The organism is Bradyrhizobium sp. JR4.1 (assembly GCF_040548605.1).
In the GTDB taxonomy this organism is placed as follows: domain Bacteria; phylum Pseudomonadota; class Alphaproteobacteria; order Rhizobiales; family Xanthobacteraceae; genus Bradyrhizobium; species Bradyrhizobium canariense.
This window is the reverse complement of the sequence record NZ_JBEPRY010000030.1, coordinates 17,224-36,396: the sequence shown is the minus strand read 5'-3', so window position 1 is coordinate 36,396 and position 19,173 is coordinate 17,224. Positions and strand designations below refer to the sequence as shown.

Below are 19,173 nucleotides of genomic sequence, written 5' to 3'. Positions count from 1 at the left end.
CATGGCAAGAACACGCGACGGATTTACGGATATGGACTGGGACAAGCTGAAGGTGTTTCACGCCGCGGCGGAAGCGGGCAGCTTCACGCACGCGGGCGAGCAGCTCGGCCTGTCGCAATCGGCGGTGTCACGCCAGGTCTCGGCACTGGAGCAGGAGCTTTCGGTCTCGCTGTTCCACCGCCACGCCCGCGGCCTGATCCTCACCGAACAGGGCGACCTCCTGTTCCGCACCGCCCATGACGTGTTCATGCAGCTGCAGGCGGCGCGCGCCAAACTGACCGACAGCCGCGAGCGGCCGAGCGGCGATCTCAAGATCACCACCACGCCCGGCGTCGGCATCAACTGGCTGATCCCCAGGCTCGGCGAATTCACCGCGCTCTATCCGGAAATCCGGATTTCGCTGATCGTCACAGACGAGGAGCTCGACCTGTCGATGCGCGAGGCCGATGTCGCGATCCGCACCCGCAAGCCGACGCAGCCGGATCTCATCCAGCGCAAGCTGTTCGCGATGGGCTTCCACGCCTATTGCTCGCCCGATTACATCAAGCGCTTCGGCACGCCGCGCACGCTGGAGGAGCTCGACTCCCACCGCATCATCACGCTCTCCGACGGCAACTTCGCGCCGCATCTTCAGAACCGCAACTGGCTGGTCGAAGCGGGGCGCAACGGCTCGGGTCCGCGCGAGGCCTATTTCAGGGTCAACAACATTCTCGGCCTCGTCCGCGCCTGTCAGCAGGGCCTCGGCATTGCCGCGCTGCCCGACTATCTGATCGAAGAACAGAGCCGCCTCGTGCAGCTGTTCGGCGAATCGGATTCGATCCAGCTCGATACGTATTTTGTTTATCCGGAAGAGCTGAAGACGGTCGCGCGCGTGCAAGTGTTCCGCGACTTCGTAGTGAGCAAGGCGCAGCGCTGGCCGTCCTGATTTCCGCATGTCTGACATGCGGCTTGGACGCTTGATGCATGGCGCGAAGCTAGCCCATAATCTTTTCACGCTGAGCCTTCGCGTTGCGCATTTGTCCCCCTCCTCCAGTGGCGCGGGAGTTCAGTAATCCCTCTTGGAAGGTGATTGTGTCGGCCTCACGTGGCCAATACCTTAAGCCGGGCTCGATCGAGCCCGGCTTTTTTTTGGCGGATTCGGCCTTCGCCCTCCACGTGTATTGACAGTTCCATGCTTACCCCGCATGATTTGCAAATGATCACGAAGTCGTGCGTAAGCTCGTCGCAGGCAATCGCCTCGAAAAAAGGCCCCCATCTGGGGACCTCGGATTTTTGCACGCGCTAACACAGCCTTCGTCATCGCGAGCCGAAACTTCGAAAACCCCGCCGCCTGGACGGGGTTTTTTCATGTGCCCTCGTCTCAGGACTTTTCCCGAGAAGGAGATGGAACATGACCGGACTACAGGAACAATTGCACGGGCTCTGGCTGCCGCTGGTGACGCCGTTTCGCGACGGCGCCCTCGACGAGAGGTCGCTGCGCCGGTTGACACGGCATTACAGCGGACAGGCTGTCGACGGCTTCATCCTGGGAGCGACCTCCGGTGAAGGCATGACGCTGCGCGACGCCGAGCTCGAACGCCTCGTCGCCATCGTGCGCGACGAGCTGGCCACCGCCCACAGCAAGCTTCCGATCTGCCTCGGACTCTCAGGCGCGGACACCTCGCGGCTGAAGGAGCGTCTCGACGCGACCGCGGACTGGCCGATCGACGGTTATCTGATCGCAAGCCCGTATTATGTGCGGCCGTCGCAGCGCGGGTTGCTGGCGCATTTCGAGGCGCTCGCCAATCACGCCGCCTGGCCGCTCGCGCTCTACAACATTCCCTATCGCACCTCGGTCAACATCACCAACCAGACGCTGCTGCGGCTTGCCGGGCATCCGAACATCATCGGCCTGAAGGATTGCGGCGCAAGCCGCGAGCAATCCATCGCGTTGCTGCGCGACCGTCCTGCGGACTTTCGCGTGCTGACCGGCGAGGATGCGAATTATTTCGACGCGCTCAGCGACGGCGCCGACGGCGGCATCGTGCTGTCAGCCCATCTCGAGACCGCGACATTTGCGGCTGTCCATGCCGAGCTGAAGCGCGGCAATCACGATGCGGCGCTGGCGCGCTGGCAGGAGGTCGCGGACCTGACGCGGCTGTTGTTCACCGAGCCCAGTCCCGCACCGGCAAAATACTGGCTGTGGCGCACGGGCCTGATCGACAGCCCCGAAGTGCGCCTGCCGATGATCGAGATCGGCAGCGAACTCGCCGTCCAGCTCGACCGCGAGATCGAACGGCGGACGCAAGTCGCGGCGTAGCTGATAGCCCCTCACCCCTCCCTCTCCCCGTAAGAACGGGGAGAGGGAGTGAGAGAGCGGAGTGCTTGGTTAACCGCGCCCGAACGGCCTTCGCTGCTGCCGCATGGCGCATCCACGGCTCGTTTACGCAAACGCGCCTATCGTCTTCATTCAAAGTCTTTTCAAATGGGGGAACGATCATGGGGCAGCGCATCCGCCCGACGGCGGCAGACATGTTCGCGTCGGCCGATTTCTTGCGGGGAATTCTGGTGGTGTCGTCGTTTGGCTTCTGGGCGGTGATGCTCGGCCTGATGCCGGTGCTGGTGTTTCGAGTCTGGCTGGCGTGATGCAAGCGCAGGTCGGGATGGTTAACCCGTGGTAGCACCTGTGTTCGAAAGCGCGCGAAACTGCGACCCGGATTTTTAAATTATCCCGTGTAGCGTTCATGCCCATAAGCGAAGAAATCGCGGGGGCGTTTGTGAATAGTCATAACGAGATGGCGTCGCATTACGACGCTGGACAGCAGGGCTTCACCACCGAGGACATTCTCTGGGCCGCCGGCATCTGGTCGGTGATCCTCACTTTGTCGCCGGTGATCGTGTTCTACATGCTGATGGTGGCATAGCCTCCACAGCGATCTCCAGAAACGCAAAACGCGCGGATGTCCGCGCGTTTTTCGTCCGGGGAATGATTTATGAAAAATTACGCCGCCTGCTTGTGCATTGCGCCGGACGCCGACGCCGTGCCGCGAATAGCCTTTACCGAACGTTCGATCGCCGCCCACAGCCTTGCGATTTCCTGAGCCGCACGACTCTCGGCCTGATATTCCCGCGCGCCCTCGCCGTGGCTCAGCGCCATCAGCAGATCCGAACGGTTGGTGATCTGGCCGCCCCACACCGGAGCACGGAACTTCGCCAGCGCTTCGCGGGCGATGGTGACGATCGGGCTCTCGGACTCGTCGCGGCGCGCCGGCGCACCGTTGAGCACGACCGCGTAGGGTTTGCGCGCCGCACGGCACATCTGGATGGTTTCCTGCACCGCGTTGACGTCGAACACGCCGGGACGGGCGGGGATCACCACCATGGTGGCATTGCGGATGGCGTCGTCGACGACGGCCGAGAGGTTCGGCGGCGTGTCGATCAACACCCATTCATAACCGTCGCGCTTGGCAGCGGAGACGATGCCGCTGACCGAGTTCACCGCGGACTTGATCGGCGGTTCGTTGGTGCCACGCAGCTTGTGCCACAGCGTGAGCGAGCCTTGCGGATCCGCATCGACGAGCAGGATCGGCTTGGTCGCCTTGATCTGCGCGGCGAGATGCGCGGCCAGCGTACTCTTGCCTGAGCCACCTTTACGCGATGCAAAAACAATAACGTTCATACCTCTGCCTCCAGATTGACCCCAGGCGGCGAAAATGAATCACCGCGGTGATTCGGGAAAGAAAAATTTATCATAAGTTATGCTGACGCCATGAAATAACAAAGCGCGTTGGCTTTTGAGTCACACTACTGCGTGCGACGACCGCTTCACGCCATCAATCGTGCGTTTTTTGAGCAGCGCCGCGGGACGAAGCGGAATGCAACCTCGCCGCGCAATCCGCTTCGCTAACCGTTTCCATCCCGCCTTGTCGCAAGCGTCCGCAATCGGAGGCGAACAAAACGAGTCCGGTGGCTGGTGTGGGGCTGATGCCTGGGTCAGTTTGACTCAGGGGACAGCGAACGAGGAGCCGGACACGCAAATGCCCGGGACTTCAAACGCACTGCGCGCTTTGGCCCGGGCATGATCGAGTTTCAAAGAGGGAACGCGGTGTCCGCGTTCAGCCTTCGCTGGATTTCTTCTTCTTGGCCGGCTTGGTGCTCTTCTTCGCCGTCCGGGCCGAGCTCTTGGGCGCGATGCTGGTCGGCTTGCCGGCGCGGGGCGCGGCCGCCATGCCCGGCTCCGGTCCCGGCCGGAAGAACACCCGGCACTGCGGCGAGAGCTGCGACTTCTTCTGGATCATGCAGGCGGTGATGGCGTCGACGTTCGGAACGAACTCGCCGCACAGCCGCATCGCATCGGGAGTGCAGGCCTGCTGCTCCTCCTGGGAGTAGGCAAAGCCTTCACCCGGGTGGATCAGGACGGCCAGGGCGATCCCCGTGATCGCAGCAGCCAAAGATTTTTTAAAGCGCGGCATCGATCCCCCCAAATGTCGAGTCGGAGCGGATAGTGGGTGAACGGCGGTTCGTTGGCAACCGAGGCGAGATGCGAAAGGCGGAACGTGTGCGGTCTCGGCAACAGGGCCCCCTAAAACAAAAAACGCGAAAACAACCCCATGCACAGTAGCCAAGTCCATGTGACGATTGAACTTTACGGATCGCGATTTACGGATTTTACGAAATCGATTTGACTCGTCGGGCAAAACAGGAGCATGATGCCATCATCACAGAACGTGCGTGGGGTGGTCGGCTTGTCTCCTGCGCTGGACAAAAGCGTGAGCGGGAGCGGAGACGATTGCATGGAGCGGAATGAGGCGGAGCTGCCGCTGTCGGGGGTGACGGTGGTCTCGCTCGAGCAGGCGATCGCGGCTCCTCTTGCCAGCCGGCATCTTGCGGATTGGGGCGCGCGCGTCATCAAGATCGAGCGGCCGGGCGATGGCGATTTCTGCCGCGACTACGATCATGTGATGAACGGGATGTCGAGCCAGTTCGTCTGGACCAACAGGTCGAAGGAGAGCCTCGCCATCGACATCAAAAGTCCTGAAGGCCAGGAGGTGCTCGACGCCCTGCTGCCGCAGGCCGACGTCTTCATCCAGAACCTGGCGCCCGGCGCGGCGGAGCGGCTGGGCCTCGATGCCGCATCGCTGCTGCGGAAGTATCCCCGGATCATCGCCTGCGACGTTTCGGGCTATGGTACGGGCGGACCCTACAGCAACAAGAAGGCTTACGATCTCCTGGTGCAGTGCGAGGCCGGCGTCCTCGCCATCAACGGCACCGAGGCGGAGCCCGCCAAGGTCGGACTTTCCGTGGTCGATATCGCCACCGGCATGTACATCCTCAACGGCGTGCTGATGGCGCTGTATCGCCGCGAGCGCACCGGCAAGGGCACCGCCTTCCAGGCCTCGCTGTTCGATTCCATTACGGACTGGATGAGCTATCCCGCCTTCTACACGCAGAGTACGGGCCGCCCGCTGCCGCGAACCGGGGCAAGGCATGCAACGATAGCGCCGTATGGCCCTTTCCGCGTCGGCGACGGCAACACGATCTTCTTCGGCATCCAGAACGACCGGGAATGGCGATCGCTGTGCGCCATTGTGCTTGGCGAGGCCGCCTTTGCCGACCATCCCCGCTTCCGCACCAATCCGCTGCGCATGCAGAACAGGGACGATCTGCAGGTCCATATCGAGCAGCGTTTTGCGGCGATGACCAGTGACGAGGTGCTGCGGCTGCTCGACGAGGCCTCGATCGCCAACGCACATCTGAATTCGGTCGAGGCGTTCCTGGAGCACGAGCAGCTCCGCGCCCGATCCCGGGTGCAAACGGTGGGCACTCGTTGCGGCCCGGTGATGAGCTTCCTGCCGGCTCTCACCATTCCGGGCCTGTCGCCCAGGATGGATCCGGTGCCTGACGTCGGCCAGCACAACCCATCCATCCTCAGCGAGCTCGGTCTCGCAAAGGAGACATGACGATGGTCCGTCTACGGCCGACGCGGGTCTATCTGGCCGCTCCCGCGCATCGCTCCCGTCTCGTCGCCAAGGCGGCCGCCTCGGCCGCGGATGCGGTGTTCATGGATCTCGAGGACGCCGTGCCACCGTCCGAGAAGAGCGCGGCACTGGAGGAAACTGCGCAGGCGCTGTCCTCGCTGGATTGGGGCAGCAAGGTCGTCGCGGTCAGGCTCAACGCCGTCGACAGCCCCTTCATCGCACAGGAAATCCGCAAGCTCGCGGCGCTCCCCCGGCTGGATTCGGTGATCGTGCCCAAGGCGGAGCGCGCGAGCGACATCGCCGCCATTGCCGATCAGCTGCGCGCGGCCGCGCCTGGTCGCCCCTCGCCTGTGGCCCTCGAACTGCTGATCGAGACCGCGCTGGGTCTCGTCAATGTCGACGCGCTCGCCGCCGCGCACCAAAGCGTCGCCGCCCTTCATCTCGGTGTCGGCGATTTCGCCGCCTCGATCGGCGCCCGCTCTTCGGAAATCGGCGCCTCGCCGGACGGCTACCGGCACGTGGGCTCCGCCCAGAGCGGCTATGCCTCCGCTCCGCTCGACCTGTTCGCCTATCCGATGATGCGCCTGCTGGTGGCCGCGCGCGCGTTTGGCCTGCGCGCCATCGACGGTCCGTGCGGCGCGTTCCGCGATGCCAGACTGACGGAAAGCAGCGCGCTCAAGGCCGCCGCGATGGGCTTTGACGGCAAGCAGGTGATCCATCCCGACCAGATCGAACCGACGCTGCGGGCCTTCGTCCCCTCCGACACCGAACTGGCGCACGCGCGGCGGGTCGTCGAGGCCATGGAGCAGGCCGAGGCGCAGGGCCAGGGCGCGGTGACACTCGACGGCAAGATGATCGACTATGCCAATGTTCGGATGGCGCGCAGGATCATCGAGATGGGGTCGTAGCGGCGCATGGCCACCGTGCTGATCGTCGCGCCGGTGTTCGCGCTGATCGCGGCCGGCTATGCCGCGGTGCTGTTTCGCTTCGTCTCCGAGACCGCGCACAAGGGCATCAGCGAGTTCGCCTTCAGCATCGCGATTCCCGCGCTGCTGTTCCGCACCATCGTCGTCTCGGAATTTTCCGGCGTCAGCCCCTACAGGATGTGGGGCGCCTATTACGGCGCGCTCGCGCTGACCTCGATCGCGGCGCTTGTCCTCTCGGCACTGCTGCGGCAACGGCGCGAGGACCGCGAGGACGGCGTCGTGTTCGCGATCGGATCGGTCTACGGCAACATCGTGATGCTCGGCATTCCCCTGACGCTGTCGGCGCTGGGCAACGAGGCGGCAGGACCGATGGCGCTGATCCTGTCGGTGAACACGCCGCTGCTCTGGCTCTGCGGCACGCTGCAGATGGAGCTGGTGGACCGCAAGCAGACCGCCTCGGCGGCGTCGCTGATCGTGCCGGTGCTGCGCGATCTCGCCCGTAACCCGATCATGCTCGCGATCGGCTTCGGCCTCGTCTGGCGCCTCACCGGCCTCGGCCTTCATCCGGTCGTCGACCGGACCGTCGAGCTGCTGGCGCAGGCGGGATCGCCGGCGGCGCTGATCGCGCTCGGCATCAACCTGTTCCGGTTCGAGGTCAAAGGCGAGATGTTGAGCGTCGTCGTGATGAGCGCACTCAAACTGCTGGCGATGCCGGCGGCCGCCTTCGTGCTGGCAAAGCTGCTCGACCTGCCGCCGCTCGCGGCCGGCGTCGTCGTGCTGTTCGCGGCCATGCCGACCGGCGCGAATGCATACATCTTCGCGGTTCAGTATCAGCGGCTGGTGAACCCGGTATCGGGCGCGGTGGCGCTGGGGACGCTGCTGGCGGCGGTGACGTTGCCGGTGGTGGTGTGGGTGGTGGCGGGGGTTAGGTAGCGTTGGCCGGCCATTGGCCGAACAGCCTGAGGTCATGGGGATAGCGCGCGACATGCGCCACGCGGATGCGCGCCGCGTCCTTGTGCCTGGGATTGATGAGGTAGTTTTGCGCGAATGGCACGATGACCGATGGCACCGACACCATCGCCGTGCGCACCTCAGTGAACCAGGTCCGCAACACGTCGCGGCTCACCCTGGGATCGTCAGCCCAATCCGGCGATATACTCTCGATGTCGGCCCGGCTCACCGTCTCGACGGCGAGGTCATCAGGCACGTCGATGCCGAGCAGTTGGTAGCTCGTCGGCAGGTCCTCGAAATCGATTTCCAGATGCACCATCACTTCGAGCAGTGCCGACGCCGGATGATCCGCTGCGTAGACCGCGTGCCGGCCGCGATCATGCCAGCGGCCGTCGGCCTTGAGGCCGCCCACGCCAGACAGATCGTCGAAGTTGGAGATCCGCCAGATCCTCACGCCAAATTCTTACGCAAGGATGCCGTGATCGATCCGGTGCAGCATCTCTTCGACGACGCGCGCGCCCGCCTCCGTCGCGAGGTAAGCAAGTGGCGTTTCCCCGCGAAGCAACTTCTTGGGCTTGCGCAACCAGCGGTGCGCCTTCGCAGGCTCGCCGAACACGTTGGCGGCCAATCGGTCAACCCGCGCCAGCCGCACGGCTTTGTCGGTCTCCTCGACCGTCAGCGGCTCGCCCTCCGACAGCCGCCGCGCCAGTGTGCGCTTCGGCACGACAAGCGCGTGAATTTCGTCGTCGCTGTAATTGGCGAGGCGCTTGAGCGCGGCAGGTTCGATGCGAAACAGGCTGTTGGCGTCGATGACGACATTGAACAGCTCGGCCGACGGCTGCGATTCATCCACCCCGCCCCTGCCCAGCCCGAGCGAAGGCGCGTCGGTGACGGTGGAGAGCCCCGTGACCGCATCGAAATGCCCCTGCACGACAATGGCGCCGGCTTGCGGTTGATAGGTGTGGTCCTGCTCGGCGGCGAACAAGCGTTCAATTGCCGCCCCCCCGCGCGATTTGTCGGGAGGAGATTTGTGCGTCGGCTTCGATGATGGCTTGCGGTCAGGCCGCCGGGTCAGGGCCGCCGCCGCGATCGTCTTGATCTGTTTGTTGGTCAGCGAGCCGGGGGCACGAAGCCCGCGGGAGGTTGAACCAACGCCTTTGCCAGTCCGCTCGTTCTTTGCCATTGGTCCGCCGTAATGCCAAACGCCTAAAAAATACAGCCAAGTGGCATTTAAGCACATGGGCTGCCGGATTCAAGCGCGGCGGTGCTCTCGCGACCTCATGTCGGGAAGCTCAGACAATGCCTGCTATTGAACACGCTGGCCCGCGCGCCAGGCCATCTGCCAGAAGTCCGCCTCGAGTCGGGTGGCTTCCTTGAAAATCGCAACCAGCTCCGCCTCGCGGGCCGGCGTGGCGTAGAGATCGGCGAGATGCTCCATGTGCGCCCGCGCTTTGGCAGCGACCTCCTGGTACGGCGCGCCGGCGTACTCGGCGATCCAGACGCGATAGGCATTCGTCGCTGCGTCCGCATCGGGTCGCGAGGCGAGCCGCGTCGCGATCTCCGCATACCCGATCACGCAGGGGGCGAGCGCCACCTTGAGTGCCAGCAGATCGCCGCGCATTCCCGCGTCGAGCACGTAGCGTGTATAGGCCAGCATCTCGGCCGCCGGAGGGGCCTGTTCAAGGTCGGTCGGCGATAGGCCCCACTCGGCACAGAGCTTCACATGCAGGTTCATCTCGACATCGAGGATGGCCGAAAGTCCGGCCGCTGCTTCACGCATGTCGGCAAGTCGGGGCGACTTGTAGACCGCGAGCGCGTAGGCGCGAGCAAACTCGATGAGGAACAAATAGTCCTGCACGAGGTAGTGACGAAACGCCGCTTCGGGGAGCGAGCCGTCTGCCAATCCGTTCGTGAAGGGATGCTCGGTGTAAGCCCGCCACTCAACGGATGCTTCTGTCTTGAGACGCTCGAAGAAACTCACGATGTTTTTTGCCCGGGGTGCTTGTCCATGAACGTCTTTGGCAAGCTACCGATAGCGCATTGCGGACCGGGGAGCTACGGTGACCGTGGACGAAGCCGGCCTTGAGCAGTTGCGGACAGGGTACTCTCCGCGTCGAGAGTTTGTGCACTGTCACCGTAATTCGCTGCGGCCGAACCGAATCTCCTGGCGCGGCAGGCCATCTGATCGCGAGCATCACCCGCGATCAATAAGCCTGCCGTCTCTCGCTTCTTCCCGGAGCCCGAGAGACGGCGGGCTCTTTCGGCTCGTACCCAATAGCTATTACAAGCTCGGAATATCTACCGCGCGACGTGGAATCTCCGGATATCACGCTCGCGCGATTCAGCGCGGCTGCAGAACCGATCCCATCATAAAGCTCAACGATGCTGGGATGGTTCGCATTGGTAATGAGAAGCTTTGCCCCTCGCGATGCAGCCGCCTTAACTTCATCTCGCAGTCGGATTTGATCTTTCCAATCAAAAATCTTCTGATTGTACTTCACGAACCCATTAGAATTGTGTCGCACGGTGTAGGGCGGATCAACGAAAACAAAATCCCCCTTTTTCGCAGCCTGGAGCGAGCCTGCAAAATCACCTGACAATAACTGCACCGGCTTTAGAAGCTTCGAGATCGCATTGAAATCGTCATCGGGGAAAATCACCGAATCCTTCGTTCCGCGAGGCACATTGAACACACCACGCAAGTTTTCCCGATAAATGCCATTGAAGCATGTGCGGTTAAGATAGATGAATTGCGCCGCTGTCTTCGCAGGACTTCGAAAAGCGGCATTCCTTATCTCATAGTAGAACTTGTCCGAATGATCGCGCTTGAACTCACGGAGATATCGCCAAACGCCATCGGGGTCCGCCTTGACCGTGAGATAACAATCAATCAATCGTTCACCCGAGCCTCGACATCGCCTGGACTGATCCTTTTTTGAAGGACCCTTGGCTTGCGACGCTTGTACTCGGTTATCCGCTGCTGCTTTTCGCCGATCACGCTGCCTAGTACTGGCTGATCTTTCGGCGTGGGAACTTCTGATACAGCTGCTTGCTTGCTTCGTGCAGCGATCGCCCCTCTTCTCTTCCTCGCCATGCGAGTGATTCTCCCCAAGTCCCTTCAGGGGTCACTGCTCGCGATGCGAGCATGATTGTCAATACAACCTTGGGCCTTGCTAACCGTCACGACATCAAGCGCAAGCGTACGGACAATGCTTGTCCGTTACCTAAATTCGCTACCTAAAAGGGACGAATAAACCGCGGCCGATGCTAACTTGTTGATTTTACTGGTACAGTTGGGTGGGCTCGAACCACCGACCTCCTGTTCCACAGACAGGCGCTCTAACCAACTGAGCTACAACTGCATCCTTGCGAGCCGCGCCTCTGGGCGCCCTTGATAGGGCCGGTCACCGAGGGGGGCTGGACGGGGCGGAAACTAGGTGCAACGGGCGTTTTTGGCAAGGCCGCAAACGGACGAAAACCCGGGGTAAATCACCCTCAGCGCAATGAAATCAGGCTTGATGGCGACCGCAGCGAGGTTGCGCTCCCCTCGCCCGCTTGGCGGCGACACTCCCCGTGAGGAGAGAGCCCTCTCCCGGCCTCTCCCGCATCCGCCTTCGCCAAGGCTTCGGCGGACATGAGCGGGAGAGGTGAAGAAAAACCCGGGCTCTGGGCCCGGGTTCTTAATTGAGACGGCCGCGCCGGATCAGGCGGCGGGGTAGAGCTTCGCGGCGGAGGCCTTGATCGGCTCGGCGGCGGCAGTGGCAGCGCGCTGGGCGATCTCGGCGAGCTCCCTGGCCTGGGCCTGGAAGGTCTCGAGCTGCGCCTTGGAATGGTTGGTCCACAGCGCGAACGCATCCTGCGGCGCCTTCACGCTGAACAGCTCCTGGGTGAAGTCGAGATGGGCCTTGGTGTTGGCCTTCGCGAACTCCATCAGCTTGGCGGTGTATTCGCTCACGCCCTTGTGGGCGGAAGAGAACACGGCCTCGACGGTGCCGTTGTGGGTCTCGGCGGCGTCCTTGAACTTGGCGTAGTTCTCGCGGGCCTGCGACACGCCCTTTTCGGCGAACGCACGCATCTGCTCGGGGACCTCGAACGGAATGATCGAGGCAGAAAACGGATCAGTCGCACCTGTCATGGTTTGTCCCTCACACTAATGAAAAAACGGAGTGAGCCTTCAGGCGCGCCCGCCGGCCAACCGGGTGACGGGTGCGAAGACTGGAAACACGAAACGAATGATGGCTCGCCCAGCGCGGGGACCATGGCTGCCTAAAATGTCAACATTGTGCAACGCAACGGGTTTGGAGGGTGCATTGCAAAATTTAATCTCGGGGAGGATGAGGTTCCCGGGCAGGGGAACCGGTGGTTGAGGGGGTTTGCGACGGCCAGCAGCGCTCTCTCCGTTCCCTCCCCCTTGTGGGGGAGGGTCAGGGAGGGGGGTGCCACACGGGGATTCTGGCCGTCGCGCTCTGGGCCTCAGGGCAACGACTGACACCTTTTGCTGGGCTTACCCCTCTCCCTAGCCCTCCCCCACAAGGGGGGAGGGAACGCAGTTGGGGTGGGGCGCTAGCTCGGCTTGATGCGATCGACCATCCGCACGCGCGAATCCTGCGGATGCAGCGCCAGCACGCCTTGCGGGCCTGGGGACATTAAGGTTATCGCGGCTTTAGGCCTTGCCGCCTAGGCTTGGGACGTGGACCTGCCCGCGGCTGCGGGCGATACTAACCCTTTCTTAAGGCTGCCATTCCCGGCAGCCATGCGCACAAGCGGGACGCGAAGCCGGTCGGATGACGAGTTCGGATTTCCAGTTGCGAGGCGTGGGCGATCCCCGGCTGGCCGTGCACGCGACCTCGCCGCTGCCCGCCTGGCTCTGGTCGATCGACGGCACGCGCGTGCTCTGGGCCAATCCGGTCGGGGCAAGACTGTTCGGCGCGGCCAATGCCACGGCGCTGGCGGAGAAGATTTTCGGCCCCGCCGACAGCCACCGCCGCCAGATCATCCGGCTTGCCGGCCGGCTGCCTGCGAACGGCGCGATCCGGCTCGAACGGCTGCGCGGCTTCGGCGCGCGGCTCGGCACGCTGATGACCTGCGCCTGTGCCCGGCTGGACTTCGCCGATGGCGGCCGCGCTGTGCTCGTTACCGCGATGGACCCGGGCTTGCGCACCATGCCGCTGGTCGAGCGCCTGCTTCGTCTCGTCGACGGCGCCAAGACGCCGATGGCGGCGTTCGCGCCCGATGGCCTGTTCGTCGGCGCCAGCGAAACGGCCCGCACCCTGCTCGGCTTCCGCGATCTCGGCGAAGCAGGCCTCGACCGGGCGCGCAGCGATGCGCTTCGCCAGGGTCGCGCCGAGACGCCGATCGGCATCGGCCAGATGGTGCTGCAGCGGGTCGGCAGTGGGGCCGATGTCGGGCTGGTCGCGCTGATCGAGCCTGCCGTGCAGCAGGCGGCGGCTGCGACTGATGAGGTCGAAGCCGGGGCCGCTGAAGAGGTCGCGCGCGAACACATCGTTCAGCCTGAGCCCGCGCCGCCCCCTGCTCCCGCCGCCGTGCCGGAGCATGTGCAAGCCGCGCCGTCGCACCAGGCGCCATCCGAAATCGCGCTGTTCGACGCCTTCGCCGAGCCGGTCGACGCGCCGGAAGCAACGATCGCGCACGATCCGCCCGCGCAAGAGCCGGCGACGGAGATCGTGACGATCCAGCAAGCCGTCGAGCAAGCGGCCGAGGCCGCGCCAGAAACTCCGGTTGAAAACTCGGCCGAAGCCATGGTGTCGCCGCAGGCCGCGCCGACCGTGACCGGCATGGTCGAGCCGCCGTCGGGCCACGAAGAGCCGCCCGCACCGCGTCAGCATCCGCTGCGCTTCCTCTGGAAGGTGGATGCAGAGGGCCGCTTTGTGCTTCTGTCCGACGAATTCATCCGCCTGATCGGTCCGCGCACGGCCGCCGGCTTCGACCGCCCCTGGCGCGAGATCGCCGACGCATTCGCGCTCGACCCTGAAAGCCGCGTGGCGCAGGCGCTTGCGAGCAAGGACACCTGGGCCGGGATCACCGTGAACTGGCCGGCCGACGGCGGCGAGCATCTGCCGGTCGAACTTGCCGGACTTCCGGTTTACGACGGCGACCGCAACTTCGCGGGCTTCAGGGGATTTGGCGTCTGCCGCGATCTCGATGGCCTCAACCGGCTCGATGCGCTCAGGCGTTTTGAGCTGCTGGCCGAACCGACGGCGCCGCAAAGCCTGTCCGCCGATATGGTCGAGCCGGAGCCCGAGGCGCCGCCTCCGCCGATCGAACCGCCCGCACCTGAGCCTGAGCCTGAGCCTGAAGCTAAACTGCCCGACCCCCCAACCGACGCGAATTCACATCCAACCGATCCGGAAACGCCAGTGGAAACGCCTCCCAATGTCCTGCCGTTCCGCGCGCCCGGCGACACGCGATCGCCGACGCTGACGCCGGTCGAGAACAGCGCATTCAACGAGCTCGCCCGGCAATTGTCCGAGCGCCTCGAGCGCGACAAGGAAACCATCGCGGCATCGGCCGAACCGCCGGATGCCGAGATCACGCCCGAAGCGCCGACGCCGGAGCCCGAGCCCAAGTCTGAGCCTGAGACGCCGCACGCGCCGGCCGAATGGCTGACCGCGCCCGCGCCGCCGGCGCACGGCCACAGCCCGCGCGACCGCGCGCTGCTCGACCTGCTGCCATCAGGCATCCTGATCTACCGGCTCGACCGCCTGCTCTACGCCAACCCCGCGTTTCTCGCGCGCATGGGCTATGCCAGCCTGAGCGAGCTGGAGAACGCCGGCGGGCTCGATGCGCTCTATGTCGAGCCGGGTGTCTCCGCGGCCAGCAGCACGTCGCAAGCAGGCACGCCTGTCACGATCAGCGCGACGCTCGCCAATGGCGAGGCGCCGCTGCCGACCACCGAAGCGCATCTGCACGCGATCGACTGGGACGGCGAGAGCGCGCACGCGCTGATCTGCGCGCTGCCGCAAGCAGCACCCGCTGCGCCCGTCGTTGCGGAGACCGTGATCGCAGAGACCATTGTCCCCGAGACCTTCCCGCCCGAGCCCGAGCCCGACGTCGGCGAGGCGGACGCGGAAGATCTCGCCGCGATCCTCGACACCACAGCCGAAGGCATCGTGATGTTCGATGCCGAAGGCAACATCCACGCCTGCAACCGCAGCGCCGAGGCGCTGTTCGGCTATGACGGCGAGACGCTGATGCAGCAGAATCTGGTGACGCTGTTCGCGCCGGAGAGCCAGCACGTCGTCATCGACTATCTCGAAAACCTCAAGAGCCAGGACATCGCGAGCCTGCTCGACCACGGCCGCGAGGTGCTGGGGCGCGAGAAGAAGGGCGGCGTGATTCCGCTCGCCATGATCATGGGCCGCACCCGGCCCGACGGCCCGAACTTCTTCGCCGTGTTCCGCGATCTCTCGCACAGCAAGCAGGGCGAGAGCGAGCTGACGCAGGCGCGACGCCTGGTCGACGGCGCGGCCAATGCCAAGGCCGACATGCTGGCGCGGATCAGCCACGAGATCCGCACGCCGCTCAACGCCATCATCGGCTTCTCGGAGGTGATGATTTCGGAACGCTTCGGCACGCTCGGCAACGAGCGCTACGGCGAGTACATGAAGGACATCCGCGCCTCCGGCGAGCGCGTCATCGCCATCATCGACGACCTGCTCGAGCTGTCGCGGATCGAGACCGGCAAGCTCGACCTCAACTTCGCCAACCTCAACCTCAACGATCTGGTCGAGGCCTGCGTGGTCGTGATGCAGCCGCAGGCCAATCGCGAGCGCATCATCATCCGCACCTCGCTCGGCCATGCGCTGCCGCAGGTGAGCGCGGATGCGCGCGCGATGCGGCAGATCACCATGAACCTGATCTCCAACTCGATCCGGCTCGCCAGCGCCGGCGGCCAGGTCATCGTCTCGACCGCCCTCACCGACCGCGGCGAGGTCGCACTTCGGATCCGCGACACCGGCCACGGCCTCAGCGAACGCGAAGTCGCCGCCGCGATGGAGCCGTTCCGGACGCCACCGCCCGGCGACGCCGAGGACAGTTCGGCGCTGAGCCTGTCGCTGACCAAGGCCCTGGTCGAAGCCAACCGCGCCCGGTTCAACATCAAGAGCGCGGCGAACTCCGGCTCGCTGATCGAGGTGGTGTTCGCACCGGCGCTGGCGCAGGCTTAGCCTTCGCCACATCGTCGTCCCGGCGAAGGCCCGGGACGACCCGCGTTGAGAGAGCCCACAAGCACAAATCGCCCAAACAAAAGGGCACGGCGCTTGCGGCGCCGTGCCCTTCGCAGTCCTGTCGTCTGTCTCAGCTATAAATCTCGAACAGTCCCGCGCCGCCCTGGCCGCCGCCGATGCACATCGTCACGACGCCCCATTTGGCCTTGCGGCGCTTGCCTTCCTGAAGGATGTGGCCGGTGAGACGCGCGCCGGTCATGCCGAACGGGTGGCCGATCGCGATCGAGCCGCCGTTGACGTTGTACTTGTCGGGATCGATGCCGAGCTTGTCGCGCGAATAGAGACACTGGCTGGCGAAGGCTTCGTTGAGCTCCCACAGATCGATGTCGTCGATCTTCAGGCCATGACGCTTCAACAGCTTCGGCACGGCAAAGATCGGGCCGATGCCCATCTCGTCCGGCTCGCAACCCGCCGCCGCCCAGGCGACGAAGCGGCCCATGGGATTGAGGCCGCGCTTCTCCGCGTCCTTGGCTTCCATCAGCACCACGGCCGCGGCACCGTCCGACAGCTGGCTGGCGTTGCCCGCCGTGACGAACTTGCCGGGACCCCTGACGGGCTCGAGCTTGGCGAGACCTTCCAGCGTGGTCTCCGGTCGGTTGCACTCGTCGCGGTCGACGACGTAATCGACGATCGACTCGGCCTTGGTCGCCTTGTCGACCACTTTCATCTTGGTCTTCATCGGGACGATCTCGTCCTTGAACTTGCCCGCCTGCTGCGCGGCGGCCATGCGGCGCTGCGACTCCAGCGAATACTCGTCCTGATATTCACGGCTGAGATTGTAGCGCTCGGCGACGATGTCGGCGGTGTCGATCATCGCCATGAAGATCGCCGGCGCCGTCTTGAGCAGCTCGGGATCGATCGATTCTTTCGGAGTCCCGCCGCCCGGCATCGAGATGCTCTCGACGCCGCCTGCGACGATGCAGTCGGAACCGTCCGAACGAATCGAGTTGGCGGCCATCGCGATGGTCTGGAGACCGGACGAGCAGAACCGGTTCACCGAGACGCCCCCGGTCGATTTCGGCATTCCTGCCAGCAGCGCGGCCTGGCGGCCGATGTTCGGCGCGCCATGGGCGCAATTGCCGAGATAGCAATCCTCGACATAGTCCTTCTCGACGCCGGCGCGATCGACCGCGTGGTGGATGGCGTGGGCCGCGAGCGACATCGGCGGGGTGATGTTGAACCCGCCGCGGCCGGATTTCGCGAGGCCCGTGCGTGCATAGGAAACGATGACGGCTTCACGCATTGTTTTCTCCCTTTTCGAACGATTTTGAACGGAGCGTCGGTCGACGTCTTCTCGGCGCCATTGGTACACAATGTCCAGCGGTCGCGGGAGAAATAAAAACGCCGCCCTCGCGAGAGGGCGGCGTTGTTCCGCGGGTCGGAATATGTCGGCGTATCAGAACGTCAGCGCCTTGACCTGCTTGACCTGCGGCAGGGCCTGCACCTTGGCGAGCAGATCCGCCGGCACGGCACCGTCGACCTCGATCAGTGCGATGGCATCGGAGCCCGGCGCAACGCGGCCGAGATGGAAGGTCGCGATGTTGATCTTGGCATCGCCGAGCAGGCTCGCGAACTTGCCGATGAAGCCCGGCTTGTCCTCGTTGGTCACGTAGATCATCGACTTGCCAAATTCAGCGTCGACGCGGATGCCCTTGATGTCGACCAGGCGCGGCTTGCCGTCGGCATAGACCGTGCCCGAGACCGACCGCTCCTGCCGCTCGGTGGTGACCGTGACGGTGATCAGGCTTTCATAGTCGCTCTGGGCGGCGCGGACGATCTCGTCCACCACCATGCCGCGCTCCTTGGCGACGACGGGCGCGGAGACGACGTTGACCTCGCCCAGCATCGGCCGCAGCAGGCCGGACAGCACGGCGGAGGTGATCGCCTTGATCTTCATCTCGGCGACGTGGCCCTCATAGGTGATCTCCACCTTGAGGATGCCGCTCTCGGTCAGCTGTCCGGCGAACGAGCCGAGCTTTTCGGCGAGCGCGATGAACGGCTTCAGCTTCGGGGCCTCTTCCGCCGTGATCGAGGGGAAGTTGACGGCATTCGAGATCGCGCCGGTGAGCAGGTAATCCGACATCTGCTCGGCGACCTGAAGTGCGACGTTCTCCTGCGCCTCGGTGGTGGACGCGCCGAGATGCGGCGTGCAGATCACGTTGGGATGACCGAACAGCACGTTCGCGGTGGCGGGCTCCTCGACAAAGACGTCGAAGGCGGCACCTGCGATGTGCTTGGAATTCAAAGCGTCGACCACGGCCTGCTCGTCGACGAGGCCGCCGCGGGCGCAGTTGATCAGGCGCACGCCCTTCTTCATCTTGGCGATCGCGGATGCGTCGATGATGTTCTTGGTCTTCTCGGTCAGCGGGGTGTGCAGCGTGATGAAGTCGGCACGCTTCAAGAGATCGTCGAGCTCGACCTTCTCAACGCCGATGTCCCTGGCGCGTTCCGGCGACAGGAACGGATCGAACGCGATCACCTTCATGCGCAGGCCGAGCGCGCGGTCGGCGACGATCGAGCCGATGTTGCCGCAGCCGACGACGCCGAGCACCTTGCCGGTGATCTCGACGCCCATGAAGCGGTTCTTTTCCCATTTGCCGGCCTGGGTCGAAGCGTCCGCCTGCGGAATCTCGCGCGCCAGCGCCAGCATCAGGGTGATGGCGTGCTCGGCGGTCGTGATCGAATTGCCGAACGGCGTGTTCATCACGATGATGCCCTTGGCCGTGGCGGCGGGAATCTCGACGTTGTCGACGCCGATGCCGGCGCGGCCGATCACCTTGAGGTTGGTCGCCTTCTCGAGGATCTTCGCGGTCGCCTTGGTCGCCGAGCGGATCGCGAGGCCGTCGTAATTGCCGATGATCTCGGCGAGCTTGTCCTTGTCCTTGCCGAGGTTGGGCTGGAAGTCGACCTCGACACCGCGGTCTTTGAAGATCTGTACGGCGGCGGGAGAGAGCGCGTCGGAAATGAGAACTTTGGGTTTGGTCATGGGAATGTGTCCTCTGCCTTCCTCAAGGGAAGGGCCTTAGACCGGATTGGATGAATGTCTCGGAGCACTTCTCCCTCCCCCCGTTCTTACGGGGAGAAGCGAAGAAA

General features: G+C 64.2%; 17 protein-coding genes and 1 tRNA gene. 8 read left to right on the top strand and 10 right to left on the bottom strand.

Going from position 1 to position 19,173, the window contains the following annotated elements; all coding sequences use genetic code 11:
* Position 1: 1 nt before the first annotated feature.
* From ABIB90_RS36085 to ABIB90_RS36070, 4 genes are all read left to right on the top strand, one after another.
* Positions 2–925: a LysR family transcriptional regulator gene (locus ABIB90_RS36085; RefSeq protein ID WP_007614700.1), complete on the top strand. Its 924-nt coding sequence runs from the start codon at positions 2–4 to the stop codon at positions 923–925.
* Between the two features lie 465 nt (positions 926–1,390).
* Positions 1,391–2,299, top strand: coding sequence for a 4-hydroxy-tetrahydrodipicolinate synthase family protein (locus ABIB90_RS36080; protein ID WP_354202459.1), 909 nt, complete (start codon positions 1,391–1,393; stop codon positions 2,297–2,299).
* 179 nt (positions 2,300–2,478) lie between these two features.
* Positions 2,479–2,625, top strand: a complete 147-nt coding sequence (locus ABIB90_RS36075; RefSeq protein WP_007596683.1) for a hypothetical protein — start codon at positions 2,479–2,481, stop codon at positions 2,623–2,625.
* A 98-nt stretch (positions 2,626–2,723) separates the two neighbouring features.
* Positions 2,724–2,903, top strand: a complete 180-nt coding sequence (locus ABIB90_RS36070; protein ID WP_007596684.1) for a hypothetical protein — start codon at positions 2,724–2,726, stop codon at positions 2,901–2,903.
* A 77-nt stretch (positions 2,904–2,980) separates the two neighbouring features.
* Here the strand turns inward: ABIB90_RS36070 and ABIB90_RS36065 are convergent, their stop codons facing one another.
* Complete coding sequence (locus ABIB90_RS36065) at positions 2,981–3,658, bottom strand: AAA family ATPase (RefSeq protein ID WP_007596685.1); 678 nt, start codon at positions 3,656–3,658, stop codon at positions 2,981–2,983.
* Positions 3,659–4,094: 436 nt separating this feature from the next.
* Positions 4,095–4,451, bottom strand: coding sequence for a hypothetical protein (locus ABIB90_RS36060; RefSeq protein WP_354202458.1), 357 nt, complete (start codon positions 4,449–4,451; stop codon positions 4,095–4,097).
* Between the two features lie 321 nt (positions 4,452–4,772).
* Between ABIB90_RS36060 and ABIB90_RS36055 the strand changes: the two genes are divergently transcribed.
* The 3 genes from ABIB90_RS36055 to ABIB90_RS36045 are packed head-to-tail and all read left to right on the top strand — an operon-like array spanning position 4,773 to position 7,816.
* On the top strand, positions 4,773–5,939 hold the full coding sequence (locus tag ABIB90_RS36055) for a CaiB/BaiF CoA transferase family protein (protein ID WP_354202457.1): 1,167 nt from the start codon (positions 4,773–4,775) through the stop codon (positions 5,937–5,939).
* On the top strand, positions 5,936–6,865 hold the full coding sequence (locus tag ABIB90_RS36050) for an HpcH/HpaI aldolase/citrate lyase family protein (RefSeq protein ID WP_354202456.1): 930 nt from the start codon (positions 5,936–5,938) through the stop codon (positions 6,863–6,865). The genes ABIB90_RS36055 and ABIB90_RS36050 overlap by 4 nt, the downstream gene beginning before the upstream one ends.
* Positions 6,866–6,871: 6 nt before the next feature.
* Positions 6,872–7,816, top strand: coding sequence for an AEC family transporter (locus tag ABIB90_RS36045; protein ID WP_354202455.1), 945 nt, complete (start codon positions 6,872–6,874; stop codon positions 7,814–7,816).
* Here the strand turns inward: ABIB90_RS36045 and ABIB90_RS36040 are convergent.
* The 6 genes from ABIB90_RS36040 to ABIB90_RS36015 all read right to left on the bottom strand — a co-directional run bounded on the left by ABIB90_RS36040 (position 7,809) and on the right by ABIB90_RS36015 (position 11,969).
* Positions 7,809–8,288, bottom strand: coding sequence for an RES family NAD+ phosphorylase (locus ABIB90_RS36040; RefSeq protein WP_219683703.1), 480 nt, complete (start codon positions 8,286–8,288; stop codon positions 7,809–7,811). The two genes, ABIB90_RS36045 and ABIB90_RS36040, sit on opposite strands and share 8 nt — an antisense overlap.
* Before the next feature lie 9 nt (positions 8,289–8,297).
* A complete protein-coding gene (locus ABIB90_RS36035) occupies positions 8,298–8,819 on the bottom strand; it encodes an Xre family toxin-antitoxin system antitoxin (protein WP_354202454.1) in 522 nt (173 codons plus the stop codon).
* 321 nt (positions 8,820–9,140) lie between these two features.
* Positions 9,141–9,815 (bottom strand): thiaminase II, encoded by a 675-nt coding sequence (tenA, locus tag ABIB90_RS36030; protein ID WP_354202453.1) that lies wholly within the window; start codon positions 9,813–9,815, stop codon positions 9,141–9,143.
* Positions 9,816–10,038: 223 nt separating this feature from the next.
* Positions 10,039–10,728 carry a DNA adenine methylase gene (locus tag ABIB90_RS36025; protein WP_354202452.1) on the bottom strand — a complete coding sequence of 230 codons (690 nt, stop codon included), beginning with the start codon at positions 10,726–10,728 and terminating at the stop codon, positions 10,039–10,041.
* Positions 10,729–11,119: 391 nt separating this feature from the next.
* Positions 11,120–11,196 (bottom strand) — tRNA-His (locus ABIB90_RS36020).
* 341 nt (positions 11,197–11,537) lie between these two features.
* Entirely contained in the window at positions 11,538–11,969 is a 432-nt protein-coding gene (locus tag ABIB90_RS36015; RefSeq protein WP_007596705.1) for a phasin, read from the bottom strand.
* A gap of 649 nt (positions 11,970–12,618) precedes the next feature.
* Between ABIB90_RS36015 and ABIB90_RS36010 the strand changes: the two genes are divergently transcribed.
* Positions 12,619–16,020 carry a PAS domain-containing sensor histidine kinase gene (locus ABIB90_RS36010; RefSeq protein ID WP_354202450.1) on the top strand — a complete coding sequence of 1,134 codons (3,402 nt, stop codon included), beginning with the start codon at positions 12,619–12,621 and terminating at the stop codon, positions 16,018–16,020.
* Between the two features lie 130 nt (positions 16,021–16,150).
* On the opposite strand, the gene ABIB90_RS36005 is transcribed toward ABIB90_RS36010, so the two are convergent.
* Positions 16,151–17,323, bottom strand: coding sequence for a thiolase family protein (locus tag ABIB90_RS36005; RefSeq protein ID WP_275172497.1), 1,173 nt, complete (start codon positions 17,321–17,323; stop codon positions 16,151–16,153).
* A 153-nt stretch (positions 17,324–17,476) separates the two neighbouring features.
* Positions 17,477–19,066, bottom strand: coding sequence for a phosphoglycerate dehydrogenase (gene serA, locus ABIB90_RS36000; protein ID WP_204512347.1), 1,590 nt, complete (start codon positions 19,064–19,066; stop codon positions 17,477–17,479).
* Positions 19,067–19,173: the final 107 nt, after the last annotated feature.

Excerpts from the sequence above, each read along its gene's own strand:
- serA (WP_204512347.1), bottom strand. The coding sequence starts at position 19,066 with ATGACCAAACCCAAAGTTCTCATTTCCGACGCGCTCTCTCCCGCCGCC.
- ABIB90_RS36050 (WP_354202456.1), top strand. The coding sequence starts at position 5,936 with ATGACGATGGTCCGTCTACGGCCGACGCGGGTCTATCTGGCCGCTCCC.
- ABIB90_RS36010 (WP_354202450.1), top strand. The coding sequence starts at position 12,619 with ATGACGAGTTCGGATTTCCAGTTGCGAGGCGTGGGCGATCCCCGGCTG.
- ABIB90_RS36005 (WP_275172497.1), bottom strand. The coding sequence starts at position 17,323 with ATGCGTGAAGCCGTCATCGTTTCCTATGCACGCACGGGCCTCGCGAAA.
- ABIB90_RS36060 (WP_354202458.1), bottom strand. The coding sequence starts at position 4,451 with ATGCCGCGCTTTAAAAAATCTTTGGCTGCTGCGATCACGGGGATCGCC.
- ABIB90_RS36065 (WP_007596685.1), bottom strand. The coding sequence starts at position 3,658 with ATGAACGTTATTGTTTTTGCATCGCGTAAAGGTGGCTCAGGCAAGAGT.
- ABIB90_RS36015 (WP_007596705.1), bottom strand. The coding sequence starts at position 11,969 with ATGACAGGTGCGACTGATCCGTTTTCTGCCTCGATCATTCCGTTCGAG.
- ABIB90_RS36045 (WP_354202455.1), top strand. The coding sequence starts at position 6,872 with ATGGCCACCGTGCTGATCGTCGCGCCGGTGTTCGCGCTGATCGCGGCC.
- ABIB90_RS36075 (WP_007596683.1), top strand. The coding sequence starts at position 2,479 with ATGGGGCAGCGCATCCGCCCGACGGCGGCAGACATGTTCGCGTCGGCC.
- ABIB90_RS36055 (WP_354202457.1), top strand. The coding sequence starts at position 4,773 with ATGGAGCGGAATGAGGCGGAGCTGCCGCTGTCGGGGGTGACGGTGGTC.
- ABIB90_RS36070 (WP_007596684.1), top strand. The coding sequence starts at position 2,724 with ATGCCCATAAGCGAAGAAATCGCGGGGGCGTTTGTGAATAGTCATAAC.
- ABIB90_RS36080 (WP_354202459.1), top strand. The coding sequence starts at position 1,391 with ATGACCGGACTACAGGAACAATTGCACGGGCTCTGGCTGCCGCTGGTG.
- ABIB90_RS36085 (WP_007614700.1), top strand. The coding sequence starts at position 2 with ATGGCAAGAACACGCGACGGATTTACGGATATGGACTGGGACAAGCTG.